Below are 21,190 nucleotides of genomic sequence, written 5' to 3' on the forward strand. Positions count from 1 at the left end.
TCTGAAATGCGGTGGCCCAGGAGAATGAACCTCACTGGAACTTCAGCGCGCTGGCCAGATCCCTGTTTTATTCGATCCGTGGAACCTGTGCAAGCGACCCTCTCTACAAGACCGCCGCGACGTAGTATCGCTCGACATGCGCCAGCTTGATGAGTATGGCCCGCATCTGGGCCTCGGTCGTCAACCCACGATCACGTGGCAGCTTCCGGCGCCTTCCAGTTGTAGGGTGGTTTGATGCAGTCAACTCCGATCGCCATCGCTGGCGACTGGCACGGGAATCTCGGTTGGGCCCGTCAGGTTGTGCGATCGGCAGCAGAGCAAGGCGTTCAAACTATTCTACAGGTCGGGGACTTCGGTGCTCTCTGGCCAGGTAGAGGAAAAGGACGCTTCGAAGCCCGGCTGAACTACTACCTGCAGCAAGCTGGTTTGCGGCTGATCTTCATCGGCGGTAACCATGACAACTGGGCCGAGTTGGGCAAGCTCCCAGTAGGTGATGACGGCTTGGCGCCGCTGTTGTCGAACATCAAGTACCTTCCACGCCCCGGTCGGACGATCGTACACGGCCTCGTTGTCGGCGGCCTCGGCGGTGCGTTCAGCATCGACCACCAGTACCGGACCGAGGGCAAAGACTGGTGGACAAACGAAGAGCCGACACGGAACGAGCTCGAAGACCTCGTCAAAGGCGGTCCTCTGGACCTTCTGCTGACCCATGACGTGCCAGCCGGGATTAACCTCGAGTTAACCTTCGAATTGCCGGACGCCATTACCGTCCAGGCAAACCGGACGCGGGACTTGCTCGCCGAGGCTGTTGCCAGGACCCGCCCGTCGATCGTGTTCTGCGGTCACTGGCACCAACGCACCACCGAGCTCATCAACACCGGCACTAAAGAACCCACCACGATCGAGGTCCTAGACATGGACGGATCCCGCGACGGGAACGCCGTAGTCCTCCACAACGATCACGGGTCACTCAAGGCCGAGGGGTTACGGATTGTCAGCGGGTAGGGAGATCAGCTCTCAGTGTCCCTCGTGGTTAGGGGCCGGGCTGCCCGGACTACGAGGAGGGCTTCCTGAAACTGGGGCGCTTGAAGCCAGGTGAGGTTCACCGGCTCAGCGATGGCAACCTCGTTCGTCGTTCACTGACCTGATGCCAGTGTCCAGACGCCATGCACGGCCTCCGCCCCTCCAGCGGACTCGTTCATCCCGGTCCTCTGCATGTCTTATGGTGCCAAGCGGAAGCTGGGTGATGTGTTCTCGCACGCTCACATTGGCGCCTGCGTCCAACCGGCTGATCTCGGACCGGCGTGCGTGAGGGTTTGTTCAGTCTTTCTCGCTGTTCATTTTTACTAACACCGCAAGAGACTGAACAGAGACGAGGCCCAGTGGCGGCCGGCTCCTCGTCCGTCGGTCTCCACACAGGCACCCACGAAACACCGTCCTTTGCCGGGTGCCTTCCCTGTGAGGCGAATCGAAGGCCAGGACATTCATCCAACCGCGTTGACGTGTCGCGATACCGCTTAGTCAGCAGAGCAGGCCCGCCACTCAGGACCTTCCGGTCTTCTGCATTGTCCCGGCGAACATAAGCCTTCTGCGCCCCGTTCCTCATCCAACGTTGCTGCGCTGAGCCCGGATTCGGACGACCAGAAAGGCCCGAGAAATGCGTATACGCACCGGGCCTGATCCAAAAGGAATTTCCACCTGAACAGTAGGGTGAGATCTACATCATCGTTGTTGGGAGGAGCAAGGTTGGACACGGCATTTTGCATTAAGGACGACCAGTCGTGGGACGCGAGAATGTTCAGCGAGGAAGCGAGCAAGCGGCCCCAATCTTGGCTTGAGGAACGCCGCCCGACCTTCATCTGCGGTGGGTGCGAGCAAAAAGCGAAGTTCGTCGATGCCAGGAAACGGATCCCCCATTTTGCCATGTCTCCCGGACACGACCACGACGAGGACTGCGACTTCCTCGACACCACTGGCCGGCGCAACAACGGAGCAGGCGCCCCGTTACCGGACCGTGGCCCTGCGCAAGGCAATAAGGAGATCCGGTACGCGATGCCCGGGCCATTCCATCAGGCAGCGGCAGGTGGGACCGGCGGTAACGATGCACCCCGCAACGGACGGGACGGGGCTGCTAACAACGCACCACTCCACGAGACCACACGGCTCCGTGCTTTGCTGAAGAACCTCAGAAACCGTAGCGACTACCCGCCCGAGGAACTGTACCTCGATGTGCCAGACAGAGGCCCAGCAGTCCGCGCAACCGACTACTTCCACAAGATCGCGGGCATCACCCATCAAACACCGACTGACGGAAACATCCGAGCATATTGGGGACAGATCAGCAGTGCATCCGACGATGGCGACGGAAAGAACCTATGGATCAACTGCGACGGCAACGGACACGTATTCACGATCTGGCTGGAACACGAGTCTAAGACCGAGTTGTATCGGTCTCTTGGAATTGGAGGCGCCGGGGAACTGTATGGTGCCCACGTGATCACCGAGGGGGTCATGAAACTGGGCAGGAAAAAGCTCAGCGTGAACGTGACCGATCTGCGCAAGATTGCGTTCCTCCCGAAACGCTAGCGGTACGTTGTGCTACCACTCGACATCGGGCCTCTTGCCTACGGTGCGTGGCAGATTCGGGTCAACGAGGTTGGCGGCGGGCTGGGATCTGAATCGGCCAGCCGCGGAGGCATCACCACTCGACGCCAAGCTTGTTGCGGATAATCCCTGGTAAGTCCGGGTCGTCAAGATGGTCCACCGGCCTTGTCCCACCTTCAAAGTACGTGCTGGGGCTGACCATCATCAGCGTCAGATCCTCCATATCGTGTTTGGACTGGGCTCCAATACTGATCAGCTCTCGGATCACCGGCCGGACCTGCCTGGTTTCAGGATCGAACTGGAATCCCGGGAAGCGGAGTTTCCCTTCTCTAACAACTCCTATGGCCAGGCCTTGATCGACCAAGGACACATCCCAACCCCCGGCGGACGTATGGAACCGGGCTGCCGCTTCGTCAGCGGTGAACAGACCGAACTCGCCCTCGATCCTCCCCCATAGCCGTTCGGTCGCCGCCATGGACCGGGCCATCGCCCGGGTCACCGAGCCTTCCATCGCCGCTTCCAACTCCCTCGACCAACTGCCGGTGAAAGCATCGAGCAGTTGGACACGAAGGTTGATCGGGCATTCCACATACACCGCACGCCAAAGCGCCAACACGGTGTCTGGCTTCCAATCCAAGCCGTGGGCATCCACGACCGAATGAACAAGTGCCAGCAGTTCCGCTCCCGCAACAGGCGTCTTCAGCGTCATAGCATCAGCCTACGACCGGTGGCCCTCACCTCGTCAGTACCGGACTGAACCTGTGCCCAACCCCTGGCAGTCGGAAGTCGAAATCGCAGTCGGAGTCATTGACTGGAGGTGCCGCCACGCGGCGTGGACCATCAGATCCTCAGTATTGGACACAATCGATGCGCACCGTGTCTCGACCGGAATTGGAACACAACATGCTGATCGACCCGCTCATCCCAACGAGCATGGGGTCGCACATGCCCGGCGGACATTTTGAGAGATAGTGATCCGCCGGCATGGTGACTGCAGCACTCGGTCTTGCCGCACGCAGCCAGACCGTCACGCTTCTCGTGTGCTTCTGGGATGCAGCCTTCGCACATAGGATGCAACCAGTAACAAACTAAGGGCTACCTTTTGGGGGAAAATCGTTGAGAGAAAGATTCAACGTCCAGCATCGATCGTGGAAGCCACGACACTGTGAACTTTCTGCTCCACAGTTGTGGCACTCAGCGTGACCGGGAAGACCCAGCCGGCTGAACGGGCCAAGACCATCGCGCTCTACAAGGGATCGTCAAACGTCCTGAAATCAGGGCTGAGCGATCCAGAGGTTGAACCCCTTGCCAGGGCGCGCAAAGACGTCGCAGACGCAATGAACTCAAAGCATCTGTCCTTCCTCTTCGGCTCGGGATGCTCCTCGGCGTGGGGTCCGGGCGGCGAACTGGGAATCCCTACCATGGCCCCGCTCGCCAAGACCTTCCTGAACAAGAACCCATTCGACGGAAAAGTGCACGTGCCAAGCGCTGTTCGGGACGAGCTCAGGGGCACTTTGGGCCTTGACCTCGACCACCCCGATTTTGCGAACAACCTTGAGCGGCTGATGGAGGTCCTCTATGGGTTCCGGTTCGCCCTCCAGCAAACCAGCAAGGACGAGCTCGGAGACGGTCTGGGCACAGTTGAAGGCCTGATCGAGGCGGTCAAACGCTTCGTACGCGACGCGTGTCTCGCCGGTCAGACGAAGGATCCCGAACAGACGGTTGTTCACACGTACCAGAAGTTCTACCGCAGGGTCTCCCAGCGTGACCGGGCGCTACCACGTCCCTGGGTGTTTACAACGAACTACGACCTGTTCAACGAAATCGCTATGGACCGCCTCGGAGTCCCCTACATCAATGGCTTCCAAGGTGCGATCGAGCGCCGCTTCAACCCGGCCACCTTCCGGTACACGATCGCAGAGCAGCTGGACATCAGCACCAGAAAATGGAGCTCAGTGGACAGCCTGGTCTACTTCGTCAAGCTCCACGGCTCCCTCTCATGGCGGTCAACTGACGACGGCCTGTTCCCAGTGCAGGAGAATGTTCCGGGCACCAGCGACGAGGACCTAGACCAGCTGCTGATCTACCCCACGCCGGCGAAACAGAATGCCAGCTTCGCTGCCCCCTACTCCGACATGTTCCGGGAGTTGCAGAGCCGCGTGGCGAGGGAACAGAGTGCCCTGATCACGGTCGGGTACAGCTTCGGGGACGAACACGTCAACAACATCATCTTCCAAGCGCTCACGATTCCGACGTTCAGGCTCGTAGCGTTCGTGGATCCGAACGCCAACGCGATGGTCCAGAAACTGCGCGAGCTTGATGACCCGAGGATCTGGATCATCGGCACCGAGGAGAAAAAGGCTGACTGGAAAGGCCACTACTTCAACAACTTCGTCGAAGAGTTCATGCCTTCCTCCGGTGACGATCCGACAGAGGGCGCGATCGAGAAGGTTCTTTCCACACTGATCAAGCCCGCACGGACTGCAGGTGCTGTCGATGAGCAGTAGACGAGACGGCCGGCGGGCACTGGGCACGGTCATCTCGGTGACCGCTGAGCGGTTCCTCGTTGAACTCAACACAGGTTCTGACAGCTTCACCCTCGTCGGGTTCGACGGACAGCACTACGTCGCGCGTATCGGCTCCTACGTGCTCATCCCGGTCCAGGTGGCCTATGTTGTCGCTGAAGTCGTCGGTCTCCGGGCTCGCGAGCTCTCCGCCAACGAACAAATCGGCGGTGACGTCGAAGACTCACTGGCCTTGAAATCAGCCAAGTTCTTGGACGTTGTGCCGGTTGGTATGCTCCCGTTCAGAGACGTTGAGCCCTTCCGATTTGGTGTCCCGGTCTTCCCTCCCCTCTACGCAGAAGTTCTCTACGCACAGGCAGGCGACCTGGACCGGATCCTCGACGTCACCAGATCCACCGAGCCAGTCGACGCTGAAGAGCCGGACGGTCCGTCACGCTACCGGGCATTTGATATCGGCAAATCCGTGATCTTCGAGGACTACCCAGTAAAGGTCAGGGTCGATGAGTTCTTCGGAGGGCACTCAGCCGTCCTTGGAAACACCGGCAGCGGCAAGTCCTGTACCGTAGCATCGATCGTCCAGTCCATTTTCGAAAAGCGAGACAATCACAAGGCTCTTGGCGCTTCCTTCGTCTTCTTCGACACGAACGGCGAGTACCAGCAAGCGTTCGACCGGCTTCCTCCATCCATAGGCGTCCGCTATGCCAAAGTTCCCGGCGTGGTGTCTGCGGAGGCAGCCGACATACTCGGCGACGAAGAAGACGCCTTCAGACTCCCGCACTGGTTCCTCACCCACGAAGAATGGGAGCTCCTGCTTCGCGCCAGCGACAGAACCCAACGCCCCGTGCTTCGAACAGCCCTAGGGCTCACCTCCCTATACATGGGCGCAGGGACAGATCTGAACGTAACTAAGGATCATGTTCTTGCCAGCGCCATCCAATCCATTCTTCTCACCAGCGAGAACGACACCTCCTCCTCGGCACGCATTACGGCTCTTATCGCATGGTTTGGCACCAGCAATCTCAGCCGTCACACCATCACGCCACTGGTGCGGATCTCCTACGGCAACATGGACGACCGAAACAAACAGGAACTGTTGAAGCTCGTCGATCAGTACATAGATCACCGCGTGACGATCCCCGACTACAGAAACACGCCGTTCAAGTTCGAAATGCTAGGAGAAGCCCTTGAACTGGCGATCCTCTACGAGGAGTCCCATGGAAACCGTTCAATTCGCGACTACTGCTCCTCGTTGCTGACTAGATATAAGTTTGTCCGCAATCGGAGCGAACTGGCCTTCATGCGCCTCTCCCCAGAAGAATGCGCACCCGCGGAATCGGACACTCGAACCTTTGTAGAATCCATTCTCGGGTTTCAGCGAGACTCATCCGGTGCGCTGAAGAAAACCGCTCAGATCTCGATCTTGAACCTCTCCGACGTTGAGGACGAGGTCATCGAGGTTCTCTCCGCCGTGACCGCTCGTCTGATCTTTGAGTACGTCCGGCGGCTTCCCGCCAGAAGCTCAGTACCGGTGAATCTAGTCCTCGAAGAAGCCCATCGGTACATCTCCGAAGCCACAGACCTCGACGGACTCAACGCGGGCCGCATCTTCGAGCGGATCGCGAAGGAAGGCCGCAAGTACGGCATCTTCATCATGATCGCCTCTCAGCGCCCGAGCGAGCTATCAAAGACCGTGCTGTCGCAATGCTCGAATTTCGTCGTACACCGGATCCAGAATCCGGAGGATCTCAGCCACGTCCGCCGGATGACGCCATACATCTCCGACTCAGTACTCAGCCGCCTGCCATCCTTGCCGAAGCAGCACGCATTGATATTCGGCAACTCCGTGACACTGCCGACAACGTTTAAGGTCAGAGAGGCCTCCCCTACCCCCAAGAGTGACGATGCCCGAATCCGCGAACTTTGGTTCACCGCAGGCCCTCCGAACGAACCCGACAACGATGACGAACCCGACTTCGACGTTGACAGGCTCTACGGGCTCTAAGTCGAACTCCCGTGGACACACGAACTCAACCATGAGCGACTCATGCCCCGCCGAGGGCTGGCCTGCAACCGTCGGTTTCTTCACAAGAAGGTCATCTGGGGTGCCTCGCCAGCGCGGCTGCGCCGCGCACGCGACACGACGACGCCTGGCATTCTTGGGGGTCGTCCTGCGTTTCCCTCGACATCGAGGCTCTGCGCCATTGCTTGCACGGTTCAGATTCGCTAATCTTCCGAGATGAATCACGATGCTCGAGACGCAGTATCAGTATTGTCCGAGAATGGCAGGCACTTTCTGATGAGTGCGCTTGGCGAGATCGATAGGGACACCGAAACGGGGAATCGTAATGCGGTCGTGTTTTCCGCCGCTGCAGTCGAAGTCCTGCTCAAAACACGACTGGCCCTCGAACACTGGACGCTACTTTTCGATGACCCTGCCAGGGCGAAGCTCCAAGATCTGAAGAACGGGGACTTCGTAAGCGTTCAAGCATCAAGGCTAGTTCAGCGCCTCAACAACGTAGCTTCCCTCGGTCTGGAAACGAAGCGTGCAGATCAGATTTTCAAGCTGAGAAACCGGATGGTGCACTTCGGTCCCGGGCCGAAAATTGCCACCAGACTGGAGGTTTCCCGAAGCTTGGGATTTGCACTCGACTTTCTTCACGATCACCTGTTACCGGAGCTTCCAGACGAAGAACAGCAACGGCTTGAGGAACTCAAGACTGAGCTTACAGCTACTTTTGCCAAGATCGACGATTTCAAAGCTGGCCGGCTCCGGGACCTCAAGGCAGAGCTGGGAACCCACGCTATCGTCATCACCTGCCCAGACTGCCAACAGGACGCATTGGTAATAGACGGCGACGAAGACGAAAACCGGTGTCTCTTCTGCCTTGCGCTCACAGGAAGCGAGGAGCTGGCAGAGCGGTATGTCAGTGACATTCTTGGGTGGACCTGGACAAGCATTGCCGAAGGCGGAACGGAACCGCTACAGGAATGCATCGAATGCTCGGGCCACGCCCTTGTCGGTCCAATTCAAGTCGTTAATCGCCCAAAGATCTCCTACGTGTGCTTCAGCTGCGCCACGACTCTGGAGGAAACCGATGTCGACTGGTGCGCCAGGTGCGGGGACATGAAGCGCTCCAATGGAGACTCGCTATGCTCGAGCTGTTGGAGAGTGGTACTGCCCGACTAGTTGTAGGCGGCTGCACTCGACATGAGGCCAGCCTTGATGGCTCGCTGATCATTAGTGACCCATCGAGGCTGGCGCCCACGATCCCGACCTCGCCGATAGCCACGCCAAGGCATTGTGACGACATGTGCACAGCCCTGCTCTTCTCATGCGCAATCAGATAGGCGGGATGAACTCGGGAAGCCTGGTGCGCTCATCGCCATGTCGGTCTCGCACCAAAACGGCGAGGTCAACAACGGCTTGCTCCCACGTACTCGCGGTGACCTGGAAGGCCTCCTCCATGAGGACACCAGTAACCGGTATGAGTACCGTCACCGACGGGTCCACGTCCTCGATCCACACCACTGGGCCGTGCGAGATCGACACGATCCTCTCTCCGAACTCGCCCAACATCACATTCACGATTGCCCGGTCCATTCCGCGATCCGTCACCTGCCAGCCATAGACCAGGACAACATCACGCCACGAATCTAAGGTCAGGTGCAGCTTGGACTTGGGAACTTCCGGCAAGTCCCAGTACCTGAAAACCGGATGCCACTGAAGATACTCCCAGGCGCAATGGAGGTCGGTCGGATCCGCCTCGTACGCAGCGACGACACGAGACCACACCTCTGCGGTCCTTGAAGCCCATTGATCCTGCAGCTCCAGTTTGTGTTCACGGACGGCATCAATGACTTTGCCTTGATGATCGCCAGCTTGCAGTATGGGTTCGGAAGGGTCCTCTTCCATAGCCAGAGGATAACCCCTCTGCCTCGTCGGATCACATACCCCACCAGGACCGCGTCGGGTTGACTCACCCACATCCCACAGTCCGGGTGAGCAGCAGCACCGCACAAAGCGTCGATCGGGCCAGAACATCTAGTGCTCAATTTCCGGCGCGTATTGAAGATCCACGCTCGAAGAGCTCAGTTTCTGAGGCAGGTTGGCTATGGTATCCCGATCTCAATGTGGACGTTCATTCCTGGTTTGGAGCAGCCGGTTAAGCTCGCCCAGCGACCTGTCTACCCGGCGAGATCGTGCGCGAGCTTCTCGGCGGCAGCTGACGCATCCGTTCGTCTTGATGCGGTTGGGCACGGTTCCATATTCTTCGTGACCTTGGGGGCACTGCCACCACCACTCTTTGTTGCCGGCGAGCATGGTCTCCGGCCGTTGGTGTCCATTCTTGGTTGGGTGCCAGTCCGCCGCGATGTCTGGACGTTCGGTGGCGAAGTCGTTGAAGCCGGGCAAGAGCTTCTTGTGCGCGCAGTAGGGGCATCCGAGGCCTTTGACACGTTCACTCACTCGCCTGCGGTACCGATGACCCCAGGCACACTTCCATGCGGCCTCGAACCGTGATCCGGCAGTCACCTGGTGGTTGGTCCACGGCCAGTTCGCCTCGGCATCCCATTGCTCAGCAACTTGCGGGTGCGTCGTAGCTAGGTCATTGAATCCCGGCCAGACGCATTTCCCCGCGCAGTAAGGACAGCCCTGTCCTTTCACTCGGGTGATTACTGCTGCCGTGAAGGTATGGCCGTGCTCGCATTGCCAGTAATAGTCCTGCGAAGTGCTCGCAACAATTTCGTGGGGAGTCGTGTTGGCGTTGAGGTGAGGATGCCATTGTGCGGCTATCTCAGGATGAGTAGTGGCGAGGTCGTTTACCCCCGCAACGGCGATACGGTTCCGACACACCGGGCAGTCAAAGCCTCGAGAGCTGCTCTTGACATCGAGGCGTGCCTGGTAATCGTGGCCCAAAGGACACGTCCAGTAAATGACTTGCCGCATCCCGGCGGTCACCATCTCCGGGCTAAAGAAAAGGTTGCGTTCACGATTCCATTGCAATGCGAGTTCAGGGTGAGTGACGTCTAAGGTATTGAAACCTGGCAGCGCACGTCGGCCAGCACAGTAGGGGCATGCCTGGCCCTTGCTGCGATTATTTGGAGCCGCTGAATATCTATGGCCGAGTGGGCACACCCACCAGTACGAGTTCCCGTTGCCTGCCCCACTGACATCCGACGGTGTCACGGCTCCATTTCCGTCAAAATCCCATTGAGAGGCGAGCAGAGGATGAGTCTCCGCCATCGAGTTGAATCCGGGAAGAGCTCGTCGCCCCGAGCAGTACGGACAGCTCGTGTGTTCGACGGAACAGTCCGATGCCTCCGCTTGCGTGTCACGCGAATGCCAATGTCCATGGGGACACAACAGCAGTACTCGATCGTCGACGCGTGAGCCGAAGGGGACCTGGAAAAGTTCGTCGTGTTCCTGCTTCTGATCAGTCAGGCAACACTGAGTCTGTACAAGGTATCGGGAGAAGGGCTCCAGGGGGCGCCAGGCTCGGGCGCCGGCGCAAACATCGTCGGGGTCCAGACAGATCATGTCGCAGTATTGTGATGGAACAATCGCCTGACCCAGCAGAGCATCCCTGACCGCCTGAAATGCTGGCCTGAGCAGCTTCCACAAACCATCAATGAACACAGCACTCGCTCCAGGCAGACGATGTGCAACCTCAGTGCTCAAAACCCATCGAGCCTGCGCGAACGTCAGGGTCGGAGTCAATAGACGACGATGCAGGCTCCGGTCGGTGACGAGTTGCGCCAGACTGACCACCGCACGGTAATTCTGTTCGTTCAGGATCCGTAGCACTGGGGGACGGCCCTGTTCCCTGGAGATCAGATCCGCAAGTCTCGACAACAACCACATGCTGGCGCGCCCAGCGACACGAAGTCGACGAAAGAGCACCTCCGCGCGTCTGACTTCGTCACTGACCTCGCACTGGTCTCGTGGCTCGACGCCTGGACCCGTCCACAGCCCGTGATGTAGACAGCAGTTGTAGTCAGCGTGGTCTATCAGACTCACCCGCTCACCCATGGCGCATTTGCGACACGCGAATCGGTCCGGTAGTCCTCCGTCGTTGGACATACCCCGGCCTTTAAGCGGCAGCTCAGGACTGGACCTGTAGAAGAGTTCAAAACGCTCCGCAAAGTACCAGTCCTTCAGACCACCCCTTGCTTCGCACCACTGCCAGAGGGCCATTTCCGTATCGAGCGAACGGTCGTTCTCGAGAAGCCTTCGGCATTCGGTCCTGACCACTGATTCGGGCAGGCCTTGCGCGACTACTAGCCGCTGAGCGAAGCTCTCTGCAGTCTCCAGATGTAGGGGCCGTACGCGCACCGGGTAGCGCCGCAAGGCCGCAGGCATCAATCTCGCCGTGCCGAACGCATGGCTGGCGGTTGGGACATTACAGGTTCCACACCGTCAGCGGCCATGTCTACCGGGATCGTCTCCAGATGCTCTCGTGTCAGACTCTCGTGCGTGGGATCACCGTCAAGAATCAAGAGCTGAGCACCTCCAACGAGCAGTCGCTGCAAGGTACCGATGTTGCCGCCACTACGCTGATGAAGCCACTGTGCCTCTGCCAGCAAGACCATGTGGTCATGCGCAAGTAAAGGGAGTTCTTTCGAGAAGGCCATAACGATGCCGTTCCAGATCTTCTGCTGCTCGCCGTTCGCGTAGCCATGTCGGTGCATCTCGACCAAACTGAACCGTCGACTGATCTGGTTTCCTCGTTCTCCTGTCAGCAATGCGCCTTGATGGACGTTAATTCCTGAGTAGACGAAGGTTGCGGGTACCTGATTCGACAGACTCTTGAGGACGTCAACAGACTCTCCGTTGCCCCGGCTAATTCGGTTCAGATTCTGCAACTCGTCAACCACGACAAGTTGAGTTGAGCATCTGCGCATGACAGTCACTACGGAATGCAGGATGCGCTCCAAGGTCAGTTGCCGGGGCGAATCAACACCGTAAAACTCTGCGAACCGCCCGATCATCGCCTTCGCTGAGGAACCGGCCGGAACCTCGACATAGGTCACGGGAATAGCTCCGGTCAATGCGTGGTCCGGGCGATCCCGCCCAAAGCGAGCGTAGATTCTACACATCATGGCAAGACAGGCCGTTGTTTTCCCAATCGAGGACTCTCCTGAAACCATGACACCGGCTCGGCCCGCAGCACGACCGCGGTTGCCTAAGATCGCCAGCTGCACGCTCCTCAACAGACTCCGGACGTACTGCGTCTCCACGGTGAATCCGCGCCCAAGGTAGTCCAGCCGAGCCGTGTCATACAGCTGTCGTTCCAGGTCACCGAGCCGCTCGTAACCTTCTAGAGACAGTATCTCAGGACGCTGATCACGCTGCGAAAGGTACTGAGTCAGATCCTCATACCGGTCGAGAACAGGAGCCTGAATGTCACCGAACATCATGAGTCAAACCCGTCTTCCGGATCAAACATCCGTACTTCTTCGACTTCGGTGCTGACATCAGATGCGCCTGCCGCCTTCGCGTGTATTGCCGATTCTGGGGATGGGAATGACGCACCTGCTATCTCGGCTAGATGCAACGCGGACTCTTGGCGCTCCTGTGCCTCGGCCTGGCGGCGCCGGGCTACTTTGGTCTGTCCGATGAGTTCGATCGTGAGTGCGGCACTCTCTTGATCCCCAAGAACATTGAGGGACGAGGTTATCTCGCGAGCCTCTCGGCGGATCGCTGCCGAGAAGGGCTTCGCGAATGCATCTCTGTTGATCCAATCGCATTGGATCCAGGTCTCGTCTGTCGGGTCACGAACCCACACTGCAGATGGATCGTGCGGGTTGTAGTGCACGGTCCATTGTCCTCCGGCCCGGGGTTCAGAGGACTTTTGAAGCCGAAATGGATGGAGTTCTGGCGCATCATAGCGACGGTAGTTGATGGTGATACCGTCCAGCTGAATCGACCGGCTTACTGTCGGCAGTAGGGCAATGTAATCGTCGGGTCCCAGAGGCATCGGTACAAAGCCCGTAACGGGAAACATGGCCATGTACATCGAATTTGGGGAGTGGACCAGGCCAGGCACCAACGGGTCCCGGAGTGTCTCATGCTTCATGTTCTGCCAGACGATGCTCACCCATCGATCGAAAAGCTCAGCAAGGGTGTAGACGTCCAGGAGGTCTTCCTTCTCCGGATGTTCACCACGACGATCGACACTCCCACCGGTGAATCCTGGAACGTACTGCGCAAACCGGGTCCTGATTGTGCCGAACGCACGCTCGACGTGTGCCTTATCGGTAGGGGTTCTGGCGGCGGCACTCGTGGTGTCAATTCCGAATCTTCGGCATGCTGCTTCAAACACCTCAGATGCGTAGTCCGCTCCGTTGTCCTTCATGATTCGTTGCGGGCGGATGAAGGGCCGCCTTGTCTCGTACCTCTCCGCCTCCGAGGCGGAGAGGTGTTTCGCCCAAGGCATCTCGGCCAGTTCATACTCGTTGAACGCCGCAAATAGGCCAGGTCGCAAAACCCGCGGTGTCAGGCACTGGGCAAGCATGAATGCCAGATCGGCCCCGGTGACCGCGCCGACTCTGATGCTCGTTGCAATGATGCTCTGAGTGGCTCTATCGAGCATGATCACCAATTTGGCTCTGCCGACACGGACGGCCTTCGCCACGTCGTCATACCCGACCACAACCAAAATGTCATAAGGGGACGTGTCTACCTGGACCTCGTGCCCGGGAGCAATGGCGACCCGTGAGTTGTACATGCGATCCGGAGGGTTCGCCGCTGTTCGGCGATTCATCGCGTTGCCGGTGGTGTACCTACCCTTTGACAACAAGGCGATGTAGCGTCGCAAAGTACTATCCGACGGAATTAAGGGTTGCTCCACCGGATATTTGAGCATCACTTCATTCCGTACCTCCTGAATGAGCCTGGTCACTGTTCCCGAGGAGCGATTTGTCTCCGCCGATATCTTACTGGCGAGGATTGCAGCGACTCGATCGTCGAGATGCCCGAGTGGCTGCTGGCGGCGGTATAGTCTGCCGTCGGTCAGCGCGGGCTTGCCTCCCCGTTTGTAAGCGGCCGCCCACCGCTCCAATGACCTGACCGAGACCGGCATCCCTGCCGCGTCCAGCTCAGCTGATTTCCGCTCGAGTCGTACTCGCAACGTGGTGGACCCAAGGTCGTACTCAGCACGAGCCTCTCCCCCGGTTAAGGGCGTTCCTGAAAGGACCTCATCGAGATGGGCGGCAAGAAACACCACCCGCTTCGAGATCTGCTCCCCTTGGAGCGGAAAATCGCGTGGACCACGTGAGCTGAGCCCATAGCCCCGCGGTGCCTCCAGAAGGCCGGGAAGGGCCGTAATGTGCACAATTTGGCGTTCTGACGTGGCTTCGTCTCGTAGCCGCAGATTTACGCCGTCGAAGCTTTCAAGAACGTAGTCACCGTCTTCCAAGCTCAGTCGATCTCCGACTCTGAGCTCATCCATCCGAATCGCTCCGAACTTGAGTCCTCCACCCGAGAGGCCGTGAATCGTCGTAGATGAGCAACTGCTTCCACATCAAGTGATAAATCCACGGCATTGCCCGAGATGGCACCTCTGCGCTGACACTCTCCGCTAGAGCGGATAGCGCTATTGGCGAAGCAGCCAATCGCAAGATTAACGCCCGCTCGGAGTCCGAAGGCGCGGCGACGGGGTGACGATAGCCGGCCAGCCACTCGAGATTGTGCCGAGGTACACCCAAAACACCAGGGTGAACGTGATAGCCCCAGCCGATTGCTGAGCAAAGAGATTCCGTCTTCGCAAACTGCTCGAGGGCCCTGTCGTCAATCCGCTCTACGGGCCTGACGTCATAGAGGATCCTCTGCCCGGAGCTGTGCACGGTGAGAAAGTCGGGATAGTGCCTTGTCCCGTCTGGGAAGAGGATGCAGAATGGCTGAGCTGTGACAGCGGTCAGGTGGCAACGGTGGTCAAGGTCCATGAGGGCCGAGTATTCAACCATCGATTCATACCAGATCCGATCACCTGTGCCAGAGCACCAGTAGTACCCCTCATAGTTGCGCCGGTGACGATAGTCGGCAGGTCGACGAGAGCGCTGGACATCCGAAAAGTCGACGTTGCAACATCGGCCGTCGGCGACTGACGTATGAACGTGTCCGTCAGAGCCAGTCCAGGCAACCGCCGCTACTGCACCAGTATTTATAGCCCCACGCCATGGATCTACTAAGCGCTTCCGATTTCCCACTCCCATGCCAGCCATCTCCTCTACAAGAAAACCGAGTCTTAGGCATGTTGAGATAGGTCTACCACCGGTGATGTCAGACTGCAGCATGAAACGCCGAGACTGACCTAGTTGCCCAGGTGCGAGTGGTCCGCTGGAGTGTCGGGTGAACGACCCAAGTCGGGACACGAAGGAAGGGGCGGATGCTCGGAGGATCCGCCCCTTCTCAAACGGCCTCTGTTCGACGAGACCGCCAACTATTCTGGAAACTCACATCGTGCGTCAGACGCGCTGCGTCAGCGCGGAGAGCGCAGGGAACTCAGAACTCCCAGTCCTCGTCCTCGGTGTTCACGGCCTTGCCGATCACGTAGCTCGAACCCGAGCCGGAGAAGAAGTCGTGGTTCTCGTCCGCGTTCGGGGACAGCGCCGAGAGGATCGCCGGGTTCACGTCCGTCACGGAGGACGGGAACATCGCCTCGTAGCCCAGGTTCATGAGGGCCTTGTTGGCGTTGTAGTGCAGGAACTTCTTGACGTCCTCGCTCAGCCCGACCGTGTCGTAGAGGCTGTGGGTGTACGCCACCTCGTTCTCGTACAGCTCGAACAGCAGCTCGAAGGTGTAGTCCTTGATCTCCTGGCGCTTCTCCTCGGAAACGAGCTCCAGGCCCTTCTGGAACTTGTAGCCGATGTAGTAGCCGTGCACGGCCTCGTCACGGATGATGAGGCGGATCAGGTCGGCGGTGTTGGTCAGCTTGGCGTGGCTGGACCAGAACATCGGCAGGTAGAAGCCCGAGTAGAACAGGAAGCTCTCCAGCAGAGTCGAGGCGACCTTGCGCTTGAGGGGATCCTCGCCCTGGTAGTAATCCATGACGATCTGAGCCTTCTTCTGCAGGTGCTCGTTCTCGAGCGACCAGCGGAAGGCGTCGTCGATCTCCTTGGTGGAGCACAACGTGGAGAAGATCGAGCTGTAGCTCTTGGCGTGCACGCTCTCCATGAAGGCGATGTTGGTGTACACGGCCTCTTCATGCGGCGTCAGAGCGTCCGGGATCAGCGACACGGCGCCGACGGTGCCCTGGATGGTGTCCAGCAGCGTCAGGCCAGTGAACACGCGCATGGTGAGCTGCTGCTCAGCCGGCGTCAGCGTGTGCCAGGACTGCACGTCGTTGGACAGCGGCACCTTCTCCGGCAGCCAGAAATTGTTGACCAGGCGGTTCCAGACCTCCACGTCCTTCTCGTCCTGGATGCGGTTCCAGTTGATGGCCTCAACGTGGCCCAGCAGCTTGACCTTCTCGGCGCTCATCGATCGTCCCTTGTTTCCTGTGATGTCTTGAATGTGATCAGAGTGAGGACCGACGACGGCGGCACGCGCCGCCGTCGTCGGAGAGTCCTACAGCATGCAGGAGACGCAGCCCTCGACCTCGGTGCCCTCCAGCGCGAGCTGGCGCAGGCGGATGTAGTACAGGGTCTTGATGCCCTTGCGCCAGGCGTAGATCTGCGCCTTGTTGATGTCACGCGTGGTGGCCGTGTCCTTGAAGAACAGGGTCAGGGACAGGCCCTGGTCCACGTGCTGCGTGGCGGCGGCGTAGGTGTCGATGATCTTCTCGTAGCCGATCTCGTACGCATCCTGGTAGTACTCCAGGTTGTCGTTCGTCAGGTACGGCGCCGGGTAGTAGACGCGGCCGATCTTGCCTTCCTTGCGGATCTCGATCTTGGCGGCCACCGGGTGGATCGACGAGGTGGAGTTGTTGATGTAGCTGATGGAACCGGTGGGCGGCACGGCCTGGAGGTTCTGGTTGTAGATGCCGTGCTCCATGACCGAAGCCTTGAGCTCGCGCCAGTCATCCTGCGTGGGGATGTGGTGCTTGGCGAACAGCTCGCGGACACGCTCGGTGGCCGGGACCCACTCCTGCTCGGTGTACTTGTCGAAGAACTCGCCGCTGGCGTACTTGGAGTTCTCGAAGCCGCCGAACGTCTCACCGGTCTCGATCGCGAGGCGGTTGGACGCCCGCAGCGCGTGGTACAGCACTGTGTAGAAGTAGATGTTGGTGAAGTCCAGGCCCTCTTCGGAGCCGTAGTGGACCCGCTCGCGTGCCAGGTAGCCGTGCAGGTTCATCTGGCCCAGACCGATGGCGTGGCTCTTGGCGTTGCCCTCGGCCACGGACGGCACCGAGTTGATGTAGGACATGTCGGACACGGCGGACAGCGCACGGATCGCGGTCTCGATGGAGGAGCCGAAGTCCGGCGAGTCCATCGTCTTGGCGATGTTCATGGAGCCCAGGTTGCAGGAGATGTCCTTGCCCACGGTTTCGTAGGACAGGTCATCGTTGTAGATGCTGGGCGTGGACACCTGGAGGATCTCCGAGCAGAGGTTGCTCATGGTGACCTTGCCGGCGATCGGGTTGGCCCGGTTCACCGTGTCCTCGAACATGATGTACGGGTAGCCGGACTCGAACTGGATCTCCGCGAGGGTCTGGAAGAACTCGCGGGCGTTGATCTTGGTCTTCTTGATCCGGGAATCGTCCACCATCTCGTAGTACTTCTCGGTGACCGAGACGTCGGAGAAGGGGATCCCGTAGACGCGCTCGACGTCGTACGGGGAGAAGAGGTACATGTCCTCGTTCTTCTTGGCCAGTTCGAAGGTGATGTCCGGCACGACGACGCCGAGGGACAGCGTCTTGATGCGGATCTTCTCGTCGGCGTTCTCACGCTTGGTGTCCAGGAAGCGGTAGATGTCCGGGTGGTGCGCGTGCAGGTAGACGGCGCCCGCGCCCTGGCGTGCGCCCAGCTGGTTCGCGTAGGAGAAGCTGTCTTCGAGGAGCTTCATGACGGGGATGACGCCCGAGGACTGGTTCTCGATCTGCTTGATCGGGGCGCCGTGCTCACGGATGTTGGTGAGGGACAGGGCCACACCGCCGCCGCGCTTGGAGAGCTGCAGGGCGGAGTTGATGCCGCGGGCGATCGACTCCATGTTGTCCTCGATGCGCAGCAGGAAGCAGGAGACGAGCTCGCCGCGCTGGGCCTTGCCGGCATTGAGGAACGTGGGGGTGGCAGGCTGGAAGCGGCCTTCGATGATCTCGTCCACCAGGCCGAGCGCGACCTCTTCGTTGCCGCGGGCCAGGTGCAGCGCGACCATGCAGACACGGTCCTCGTAGCGCTCCAGGAACCGCTTGCCGTCAAAAGTCTTCAGCGTGTAGGACGTGTAGAACTTGAACGCGCCGAGGAAGGTCTCGAAGCGGAACTTCTTCTTGTACGCGCGGTTGAACAGCTCACGGATGAAGTTCATCGTGTACTGATCGAGCGTCTCGCGCTCGTAGTACTGGTTCTTGATGAGGTAGTCGAGCTTCTCTTCCAGGTCGTGGAAGAACACCGTGTTGTTGTTGACGTGCTGCAGGAAGTACTGGTGCGCGGCCTCGCGGTCCGCGTCGAACTGGATCCTGCCGTCCGGACCGTAGAGGTTCAGCATGGCGTTCAGCTCGTGATAACCCAGGCCCTTGTACGCCTCCGGCAGTGGGGCCTTCTCAGCCTTCACGGAAACCTCACTCAGTTCTGGTTCTGCGACAGTCGTGTCCAAAACGTGTCCAATCCCTCGTTGACTCGGCGCACGTCGTCCGGCGTGCCCATCAGTTCAAATCTGTACAGGTGGGGAACATGGCATTTGGCGGCAATGATGTCACCGGCCATGCAGTAGTTGTCCCCGAAGTTGGTGTTCCCTGCTCCGATCACGCCCCGGATCAGCTTGCGGTTCTGTTCAACATTCAGGAATCTGATGACCTGCTTGGGGACCGAACCGTGTCCCCCGGTGCCCCCATAGGTGGGGAGGACCAGGACGAACGGCTCAGTGGCCAGCAGTGGTTCTTCCGTGGGGAGAAGCGGGATGCTGTCCGCGTTCCTCCCGAGCTTCTCGACGAACCTCCGGGTGTTCCCGGAGACCGAGGAGAAATAGATGAGGTGACTGGACGTGACGCGGAAGCTTCCCCTCTCCACGTCATGTCCGGCCTTGGCGTCCCGCGTTCCGTGAGGATCACGCGTGAGCGTTGCCATCGAAGTCACCCCATCAAGTCTGTTGTCAGTTCACTTCGTCGCGGGGCCCGCGGGGTCCCGGGTCGCCACAGCGCAGCTGCGGCGCGTCTCCTGCCGTGCGACGACGGTTCCTGCCCGACGACGGCGCCACCGGCTCTGCGTGCCGCTCACCATGGAGGCTGCGTCACGCGGCGATGGGCCGCCGTCGTCGTGCGGAAGGTCGTCGTCCGAGTGCCGGAAGGGGTCAGGCCACCGCGGTGGCCGCGGCCTCGAGGCCCGCGATCTTGTCCGGACGGAAGCCGGACCAGTGGTCGTTCTCCGTGACCACGACGGGGGCCTGCATGTAGCCCATCTCTTTCAGGCGCTCCAGGGCTTCAGGGTCCTGGGAGACGTCCACACTCTGGTAGACGATGCCCTTCTTGTCCAGAGCGCGGTAGGTGGCGTTGCACTGGACGCAGGCTGGCTTGGTGTACACCGTAACGGTCATGTCCCTCTCCCCTTCAGTCATTGCTTGGGCTGCGTTTCCGCCTGCACCGCGTCCCCTTCCGGAACACCCGGATTCCTGCTTTTCCAGCGGAATCCCCAGTGCAGGACCTCGTGGCCCGATTGCGTATGTCGATACTACATGTAGTGCAACGCCCCGTCTTGCACCCCAAGATGCTGTATTACAAGCATGTCATTCTATCCACCGTTTGTCCACAGCCCAGGGGGTTGATCTTGCCCGGAAATCCGCAGTTAAGGCCCCCTCGGTCCACAAGCTGTGCATGAGGTTTGGCACATTTAATTCGCTGCGTGTCGCACGCTGTCGGCGTGTCGCCGAGAGGGTGCCGTGGGTGCCCCGCGTCACCTCCGGCGGACCGCCTACACTGTCTGGGACGACCCCGGAGCGGAAAGGCCACCCGTGATCAACCCAGTGCACCTGCGAACCCTGCTCGCGGTGATCCGGCACGGCTCCTTCGCGGCCGCGGCTCAGCAGCTCGGCTACACCGCTTCCGCCGTCTCCCAGCAGATCTCGGCCCTGGAACGCGACGCCGGGGTGGAGCTCTTCCAGAGGCACGCCCGGAGCATCGTCCCCACCGAGGCGGCCCAGGCCATGAGCCGCCACGCCACCAAGGTGCTCACGGACATCGAGGCTCTGCTGGCGGCCGCTTCCAAAGCCCAGGACGAATCCCGCCAGGAACTCCGGCTGGGCATCTTCCCCAGCCTCGCCACCTACGTCCTGCCCCGCATCATGAGCAACCCCACCTGGACCCGGCTGGGGATCGAACTGAAGATCTCGGTCGCCGAACCCGGCCAGACGATCCAGGGCCTGAGGGACGGCGGCGAACTCGATCTCGCGCTGGTCTACCAGGTGGGACAGAGCGGGCTGGCCTGGCCGCACTCGATGCGCCGCCAATGGATCGGCGACGACGACTTCCGGGTGGTGGTCCCGTCGTCCTGGCGCTTCTCCCCCGGCGCCACCGTGGCCGCCGAACAGCTCTCCGGCATGCCATGGATCGTCCACCACCCCGGCACCGCGGACGCCGTGGTGATCGAACGGCTCTTCGCCAGCTGCGGTCTGCACCCTCGGGTGGTGGCTCACAGTGACGACTTCACCGCCAGCGTCGAAATGGCCGCTGCGGGCCTCGGCGCCGCCCTGGTCCCCGAGCTCGCGCTCGGCCACCGTCCGGACGGGATCGCCATCCTGGACGTCCCGGAGATCCGCCTGGCCCGCAACGTCTTCGCCCTCCTGCCGGGCGGCAAGGGCGGGCCCCGGGTGGACCTTTTCCTCGAACTGCTCTCCGACACCCTGCGCGAAACACTTCAGCGCTGACTACTCCAGCGTTGACCACTTCAGGGCTGACCACTTCAGCGCTGACTAC

The 21,190-nt window shown here is 59.9% G+C and carries 16 protein-coding genes; 6 read left to right on the forward strand and 10 right to left on the reverse strand.

All coding sequences use genetic code 11. The annotated features are described in order from the left end of the window. Positions 1 to 234: 234 nt before the first annotated feature. Together AB4Y75_RS14680 and AB4Y75_RS14685 are read left to right on the forward strand one after the other, a co-directional pair. Positions 235 to 1,005, forward strand: a complete 771-nt coding sequence (locus AB4Y75_RS14680; protein WP_441436616.1) for a metallophosphoesterase family protein — start codon at positions 235 to 237, stop codon at positions 1,003 to 1,005. A gap of 789 nt (positions 1,006 to 1,794) precedes the next feature. Then, the gene (locus tag AB4Y75_RS14685; RefSeq protein WP_441436617.1) at positions 1,795 to 2,586 is read left to right on the forward strand and encodes a hypothetical protein; all 792 of its coding nucleotides are present in this window, start codon (positions 1,795 to 1,797) and stop codon (positions 2,584 to 2,586) included. Positions 2,587 to 2,698: 112 nt separating this feature from the next. On the opposite strand, the gene AB4Y75_RS14690 is transcribed toward AB4Y75_RS14685, so the two are convergent. Continuing rightward, positions 2,699 to 3,313 carry a hypothetical protein gene (locus tag AB4Y75_RS14690; RefSeq protein WP_441436618.1) on the reverse strand — a complete coding sequence of 205 codons (615 nt, stop codon included), beginning with the start codon at positions 3,311 to 3,313 and terminating at the stop codon, positions 2,699 to 2,701. 490 nt (positions 3,314 to 3,803) lie between these two features. Between AB4Y75_RS14690 and AB4Y75_RS14695 the strand changes: the two genes are divergently transcribed. The 3 genes from AB4Y75_RS14695 to AB4Y75_RS14705 all read left to right on the forward strand — a co-directional run bounded on the left by AB4Y75_RS14695 (position 3,804) and on the right by AB4Y75_RS14705 (position 8,316). Further along, complete coding sequence (locus AB4Y75_RS14695; RefSeq protein WP_441436619.1) at positions 3,804 to 5,111, forward strand: SIR2 family protein; 1,308 nt, start codon at positions 3,804 to 3,806, stop codon at positions 5,109 to 5,111. Then, a complete protein-coding gene (locus AB4Y75_RS14700; RefSeq protein WP_441436620.1) occupies positions 5,101 to 7,131 on the forward strand; it encodes an ATP-binding protein in 2,031 nt (676 codons plus the stop codon). Before AB4Y75_RS14695 ends, AB4Y75_RS14700 begins: the two co-directional genes overlap by 11 nt. A 234-nt stretch (positions 7,132 to 7,365) precedes the next feature. Further along, entirely contained in the window at positions 7,366 to 8,316 is a 951-nt protein-coding gene (locus AB4Y75_RS14705; RefSeq protein WP_441436621.1) for a hypothetical protein, read from the forward strand. A gap of 153 nt (positions 8,317 to 8,469) precedes the next feature. Here AB4Y75_RS14705 and AB4Y75_RS14710 read toward each other — a convergent pair whose 3' ends face one another. From AB4Y75_RS14710 to nrdH, 9 genes are all read right to left on the reverse strand, one after another. Further along, positions 8,470 to 9,042, reverse strand: a complete 573-nt coding sequence (locus AB4Y75_RS14710; RefSeq protein WP_441436622.1) for a hypothetical protein — start codon at positions 9,040 to 9,042, stop codon at positions 8,470 to 8,472. A gap of 213 nt (positions 9,043 to 9,255) precedes the next feature. Beyond that, positions 9,256 to 11,487: a zinc-ribbon domain-containing protein gene (locus AB4Y75_RS14715; RefSeq protein ID WP_441436623.1), complete on the reverse strand. Its 2,232-nt coding sequence runs from the start codon at positions 11,485 to 11,487 to the stop codon at positions 9,256 to 9,258. Then, positions 11,487 to 12,545: a TniB family NTP-binding protein gene (locus AB4Y75_RS14720; protein ID WP_441436624.1), complete on the reverse strand. Its 1,059-nt coding sequence runs from the start codon at positions 12,543 to 12,545 to the stop codon at positions 11,487 to 11,489. The genes AB4Y75_RS14715 and AB4Y75_RS14720 overlap by 1 nt, the downstream gene beginning before the upstream one ends. Continuing rightward, on the reverse strand, positions 12,542 to 14,578 hold the full coding sequence (locus AB4Y75_RS14725) for a Mu transposase C-terminal domain-containing protein (RefSeq protein WP_441436625.1): 2,037 nt from the start codon (positions 14,576 to 14,578) through the stop codon (positions 12,542 to 12,544). Before AB4Y75_RS14725 ends, AB4Y75_RS14720 begins: the two co-directional genes overlap by 4 nt. Next, a complete protein-coding gene (locus AB4Y75_RS14730) occupies positions 14,571 to 15,422 on the reverse strand; it encodes a TnsA-like heteromeric transposase endonuclease subunit (RefSeq protein WP_441436626.1) in 852 nt (283 codons plus the stop codon). Before AB4Y75_RS14730 ends, AB4Y75_RS14725 begins: the two co-directional genes overlap by 8 nt. 208 nt (positions 15,423 to 15,630) lie before the next feature. Then, positions 15,631 to 16,608 carry a class 1b ribonucleoside-diphosphate reductase subunit beta gene (nrdF, locus tag AB4Y75_RS14735; RefSeq protein ID WP_441436627.1) on the reverse strand — a complete coding sequence of 326 codons (978 nt, stop codon included), beginning with the start codon at positions 16,606 to 16,608 and terminating at the stop codon, positions 15,631 to 15,633. A gap of 87 nt (positions 16,609 to 16,695) precedes the next feature. Then, positions 16,696 to 18,816: a class 1b ribonucleoside-diphosphate reductase subunit alpha gene (gene nrdE / locus AB4Y75_RS14740; protein ID WP_441436655.1), complete on the reverse strand. Its 2,121-nt coding sequence runs from the start codon at positions 18,814 to 18,816 to the stop codon at positions 16,696 to 16,698. Positions 18,817 to 18,848: 32 nt separating this feature from the next. Further along, positions 18,849 to 19,349, reverse strand: coding sequence for a class Ib ribonucleoside-diphosphate reductase assembly flavoprotein NrdI (gene nrdI / locus AB4Y75_RS14745; protein WP_441436656.1), 501 nt, complete (start codon positions 19,347 to 19,349; stop codon positions 18,849 to 18,851). Between the two features lie 223 nt (positions 19,350 to 19,572). After that, on the reverse strand, positions 19,573 to 19,815 hold the full coding sequence (gene nrdH, locus AB4Y75_RS14750; protein WP_441436628.1) for a glutaredoxin-like protein NrdH: 243 nt from the start codon (positions 19,813 to 19,815) through the stop codon (positions 19,573 to 19,575). Between the two features lie 414 nt (positions 19,816 to 20,229). Between nrdH and AB4Y75_RS14755 the strand changes: the two genes are divergently transcribed. Further along, entirely contained in the window at positions 20,230 to 21,141 is a 912-nt protein-coding gene (locus AB4Y75_RS14755) for a LysR family transcriptional regulator (RefSeq protein WP_441436629.1), read from the forward strand. Positions 21,142 to 21,190 lie beyond the last annotated feature (49 nt).

This window comes from Arthrobacter sp. RAF14 (assembly GCF_052114185.1).
Classification (GTDB): Bacteria; Actinomycetota; Actinomycetes; order Actinomycetales; family Micrococcaceae; genus Arthrobacter_E.

Excerpts from the sequence above, each read along its gene's own strand:
- AB4Y75_RS14725 (WP_441436625.1), bottom strand. The coding sequence starts at position 14,578 with ATGGATGAGCTCAGAGTCGGAGATCGACTGAGCTTGGAAGACGGTGAC.
- nrdI (WP_441436656.1), bottom strand. The coding sequence starts at position 19,349 with ATGGCAACGCTCACGCGTGATCCTCACGGAACGCGGGACGCCAAGGCC.
- AB4Y75_RS14710 (WP_441436622.1), bottom strand. The coding sequence starts at position 9,042 with ATGGAAGAGGACCCTTCCGAACCCATACTGCAAGCTGGCGATCATCAA.
- AB4Y75_RS14690 (WP_441436618.1), bottom strand. The coding sequence starts at position 3,313 with ATGACGCTGAAGACGCCTGTTGCGGGAGCGGAACTGCTGGCACTTGTT.
- nrdF (WP_441436627.1), bottom strand. The coding sequence starts at position 16,608 with ATGAGCGCCGAGAAGGTCAAGCTGCTGGGCCACGTTGAGGCCATCAAC.
- AB4Y75_RS14680 (WP_441436616.1), top strand. The coding sequence starts at position 235 with ATGCAGTCAACTCCGATCGCCATCGCTGGCGACTGGCACGGGAATCTC.
- AB4Y75_RS14705 (WP_441436621.1), top strand. The coding sequence starts at position 7,366 with ATGAATCACGATGCTCGAGACGCAGTATCAGTATTGTCCGAGAATGGC.
- nrdH (WP_441436628.1), bottom strand. The coding sequence starts at position 19,815 with ATGACCGTTACGGTGTACACCAAGCCAGCCTGCGTCCAGTGCAACGCC.
- AB4Y75_RS14730 (WP_441436626.1), bottom strand. The coding sequence starts at position 15,422 with ATGCTGCAGTCTGACATCACCGGTGGTAGACCTATCTCAACATGCCTA.
- AB4Y75_RS14685 (WP_441436617.1), top strand. The coding sequence starts at position 1,795 with ATGTTCAGCGAGGAAGCGAGCAAGCGGCCCCAATCTTGGCTTGAGGAA.
- AB4Y75_RS14715 (WP_441436623.1), bottom strand. The coding sequence starts at position 11,487 with ATGCCTGCGGCCTTGCGGCGCTACCCGGTGCGCGTACGGCCCCTACAT.
- AB4Y75_RS14700 (WP_441436620.1), top strand. The coding sequence starts at position 5,101 with ATGAGCAGTAGACGAGACGGCCGGCGGGCACTGGGCACGGTCATCTCG.
- AB4Y75_RS14720 (WP_441436624.1), bottom strand. The coding sequence starts at position 12,545 with ATGATGTTCGGTGACATTCAGGCTCCTGTTCTCGACCGGTATGAGGAT.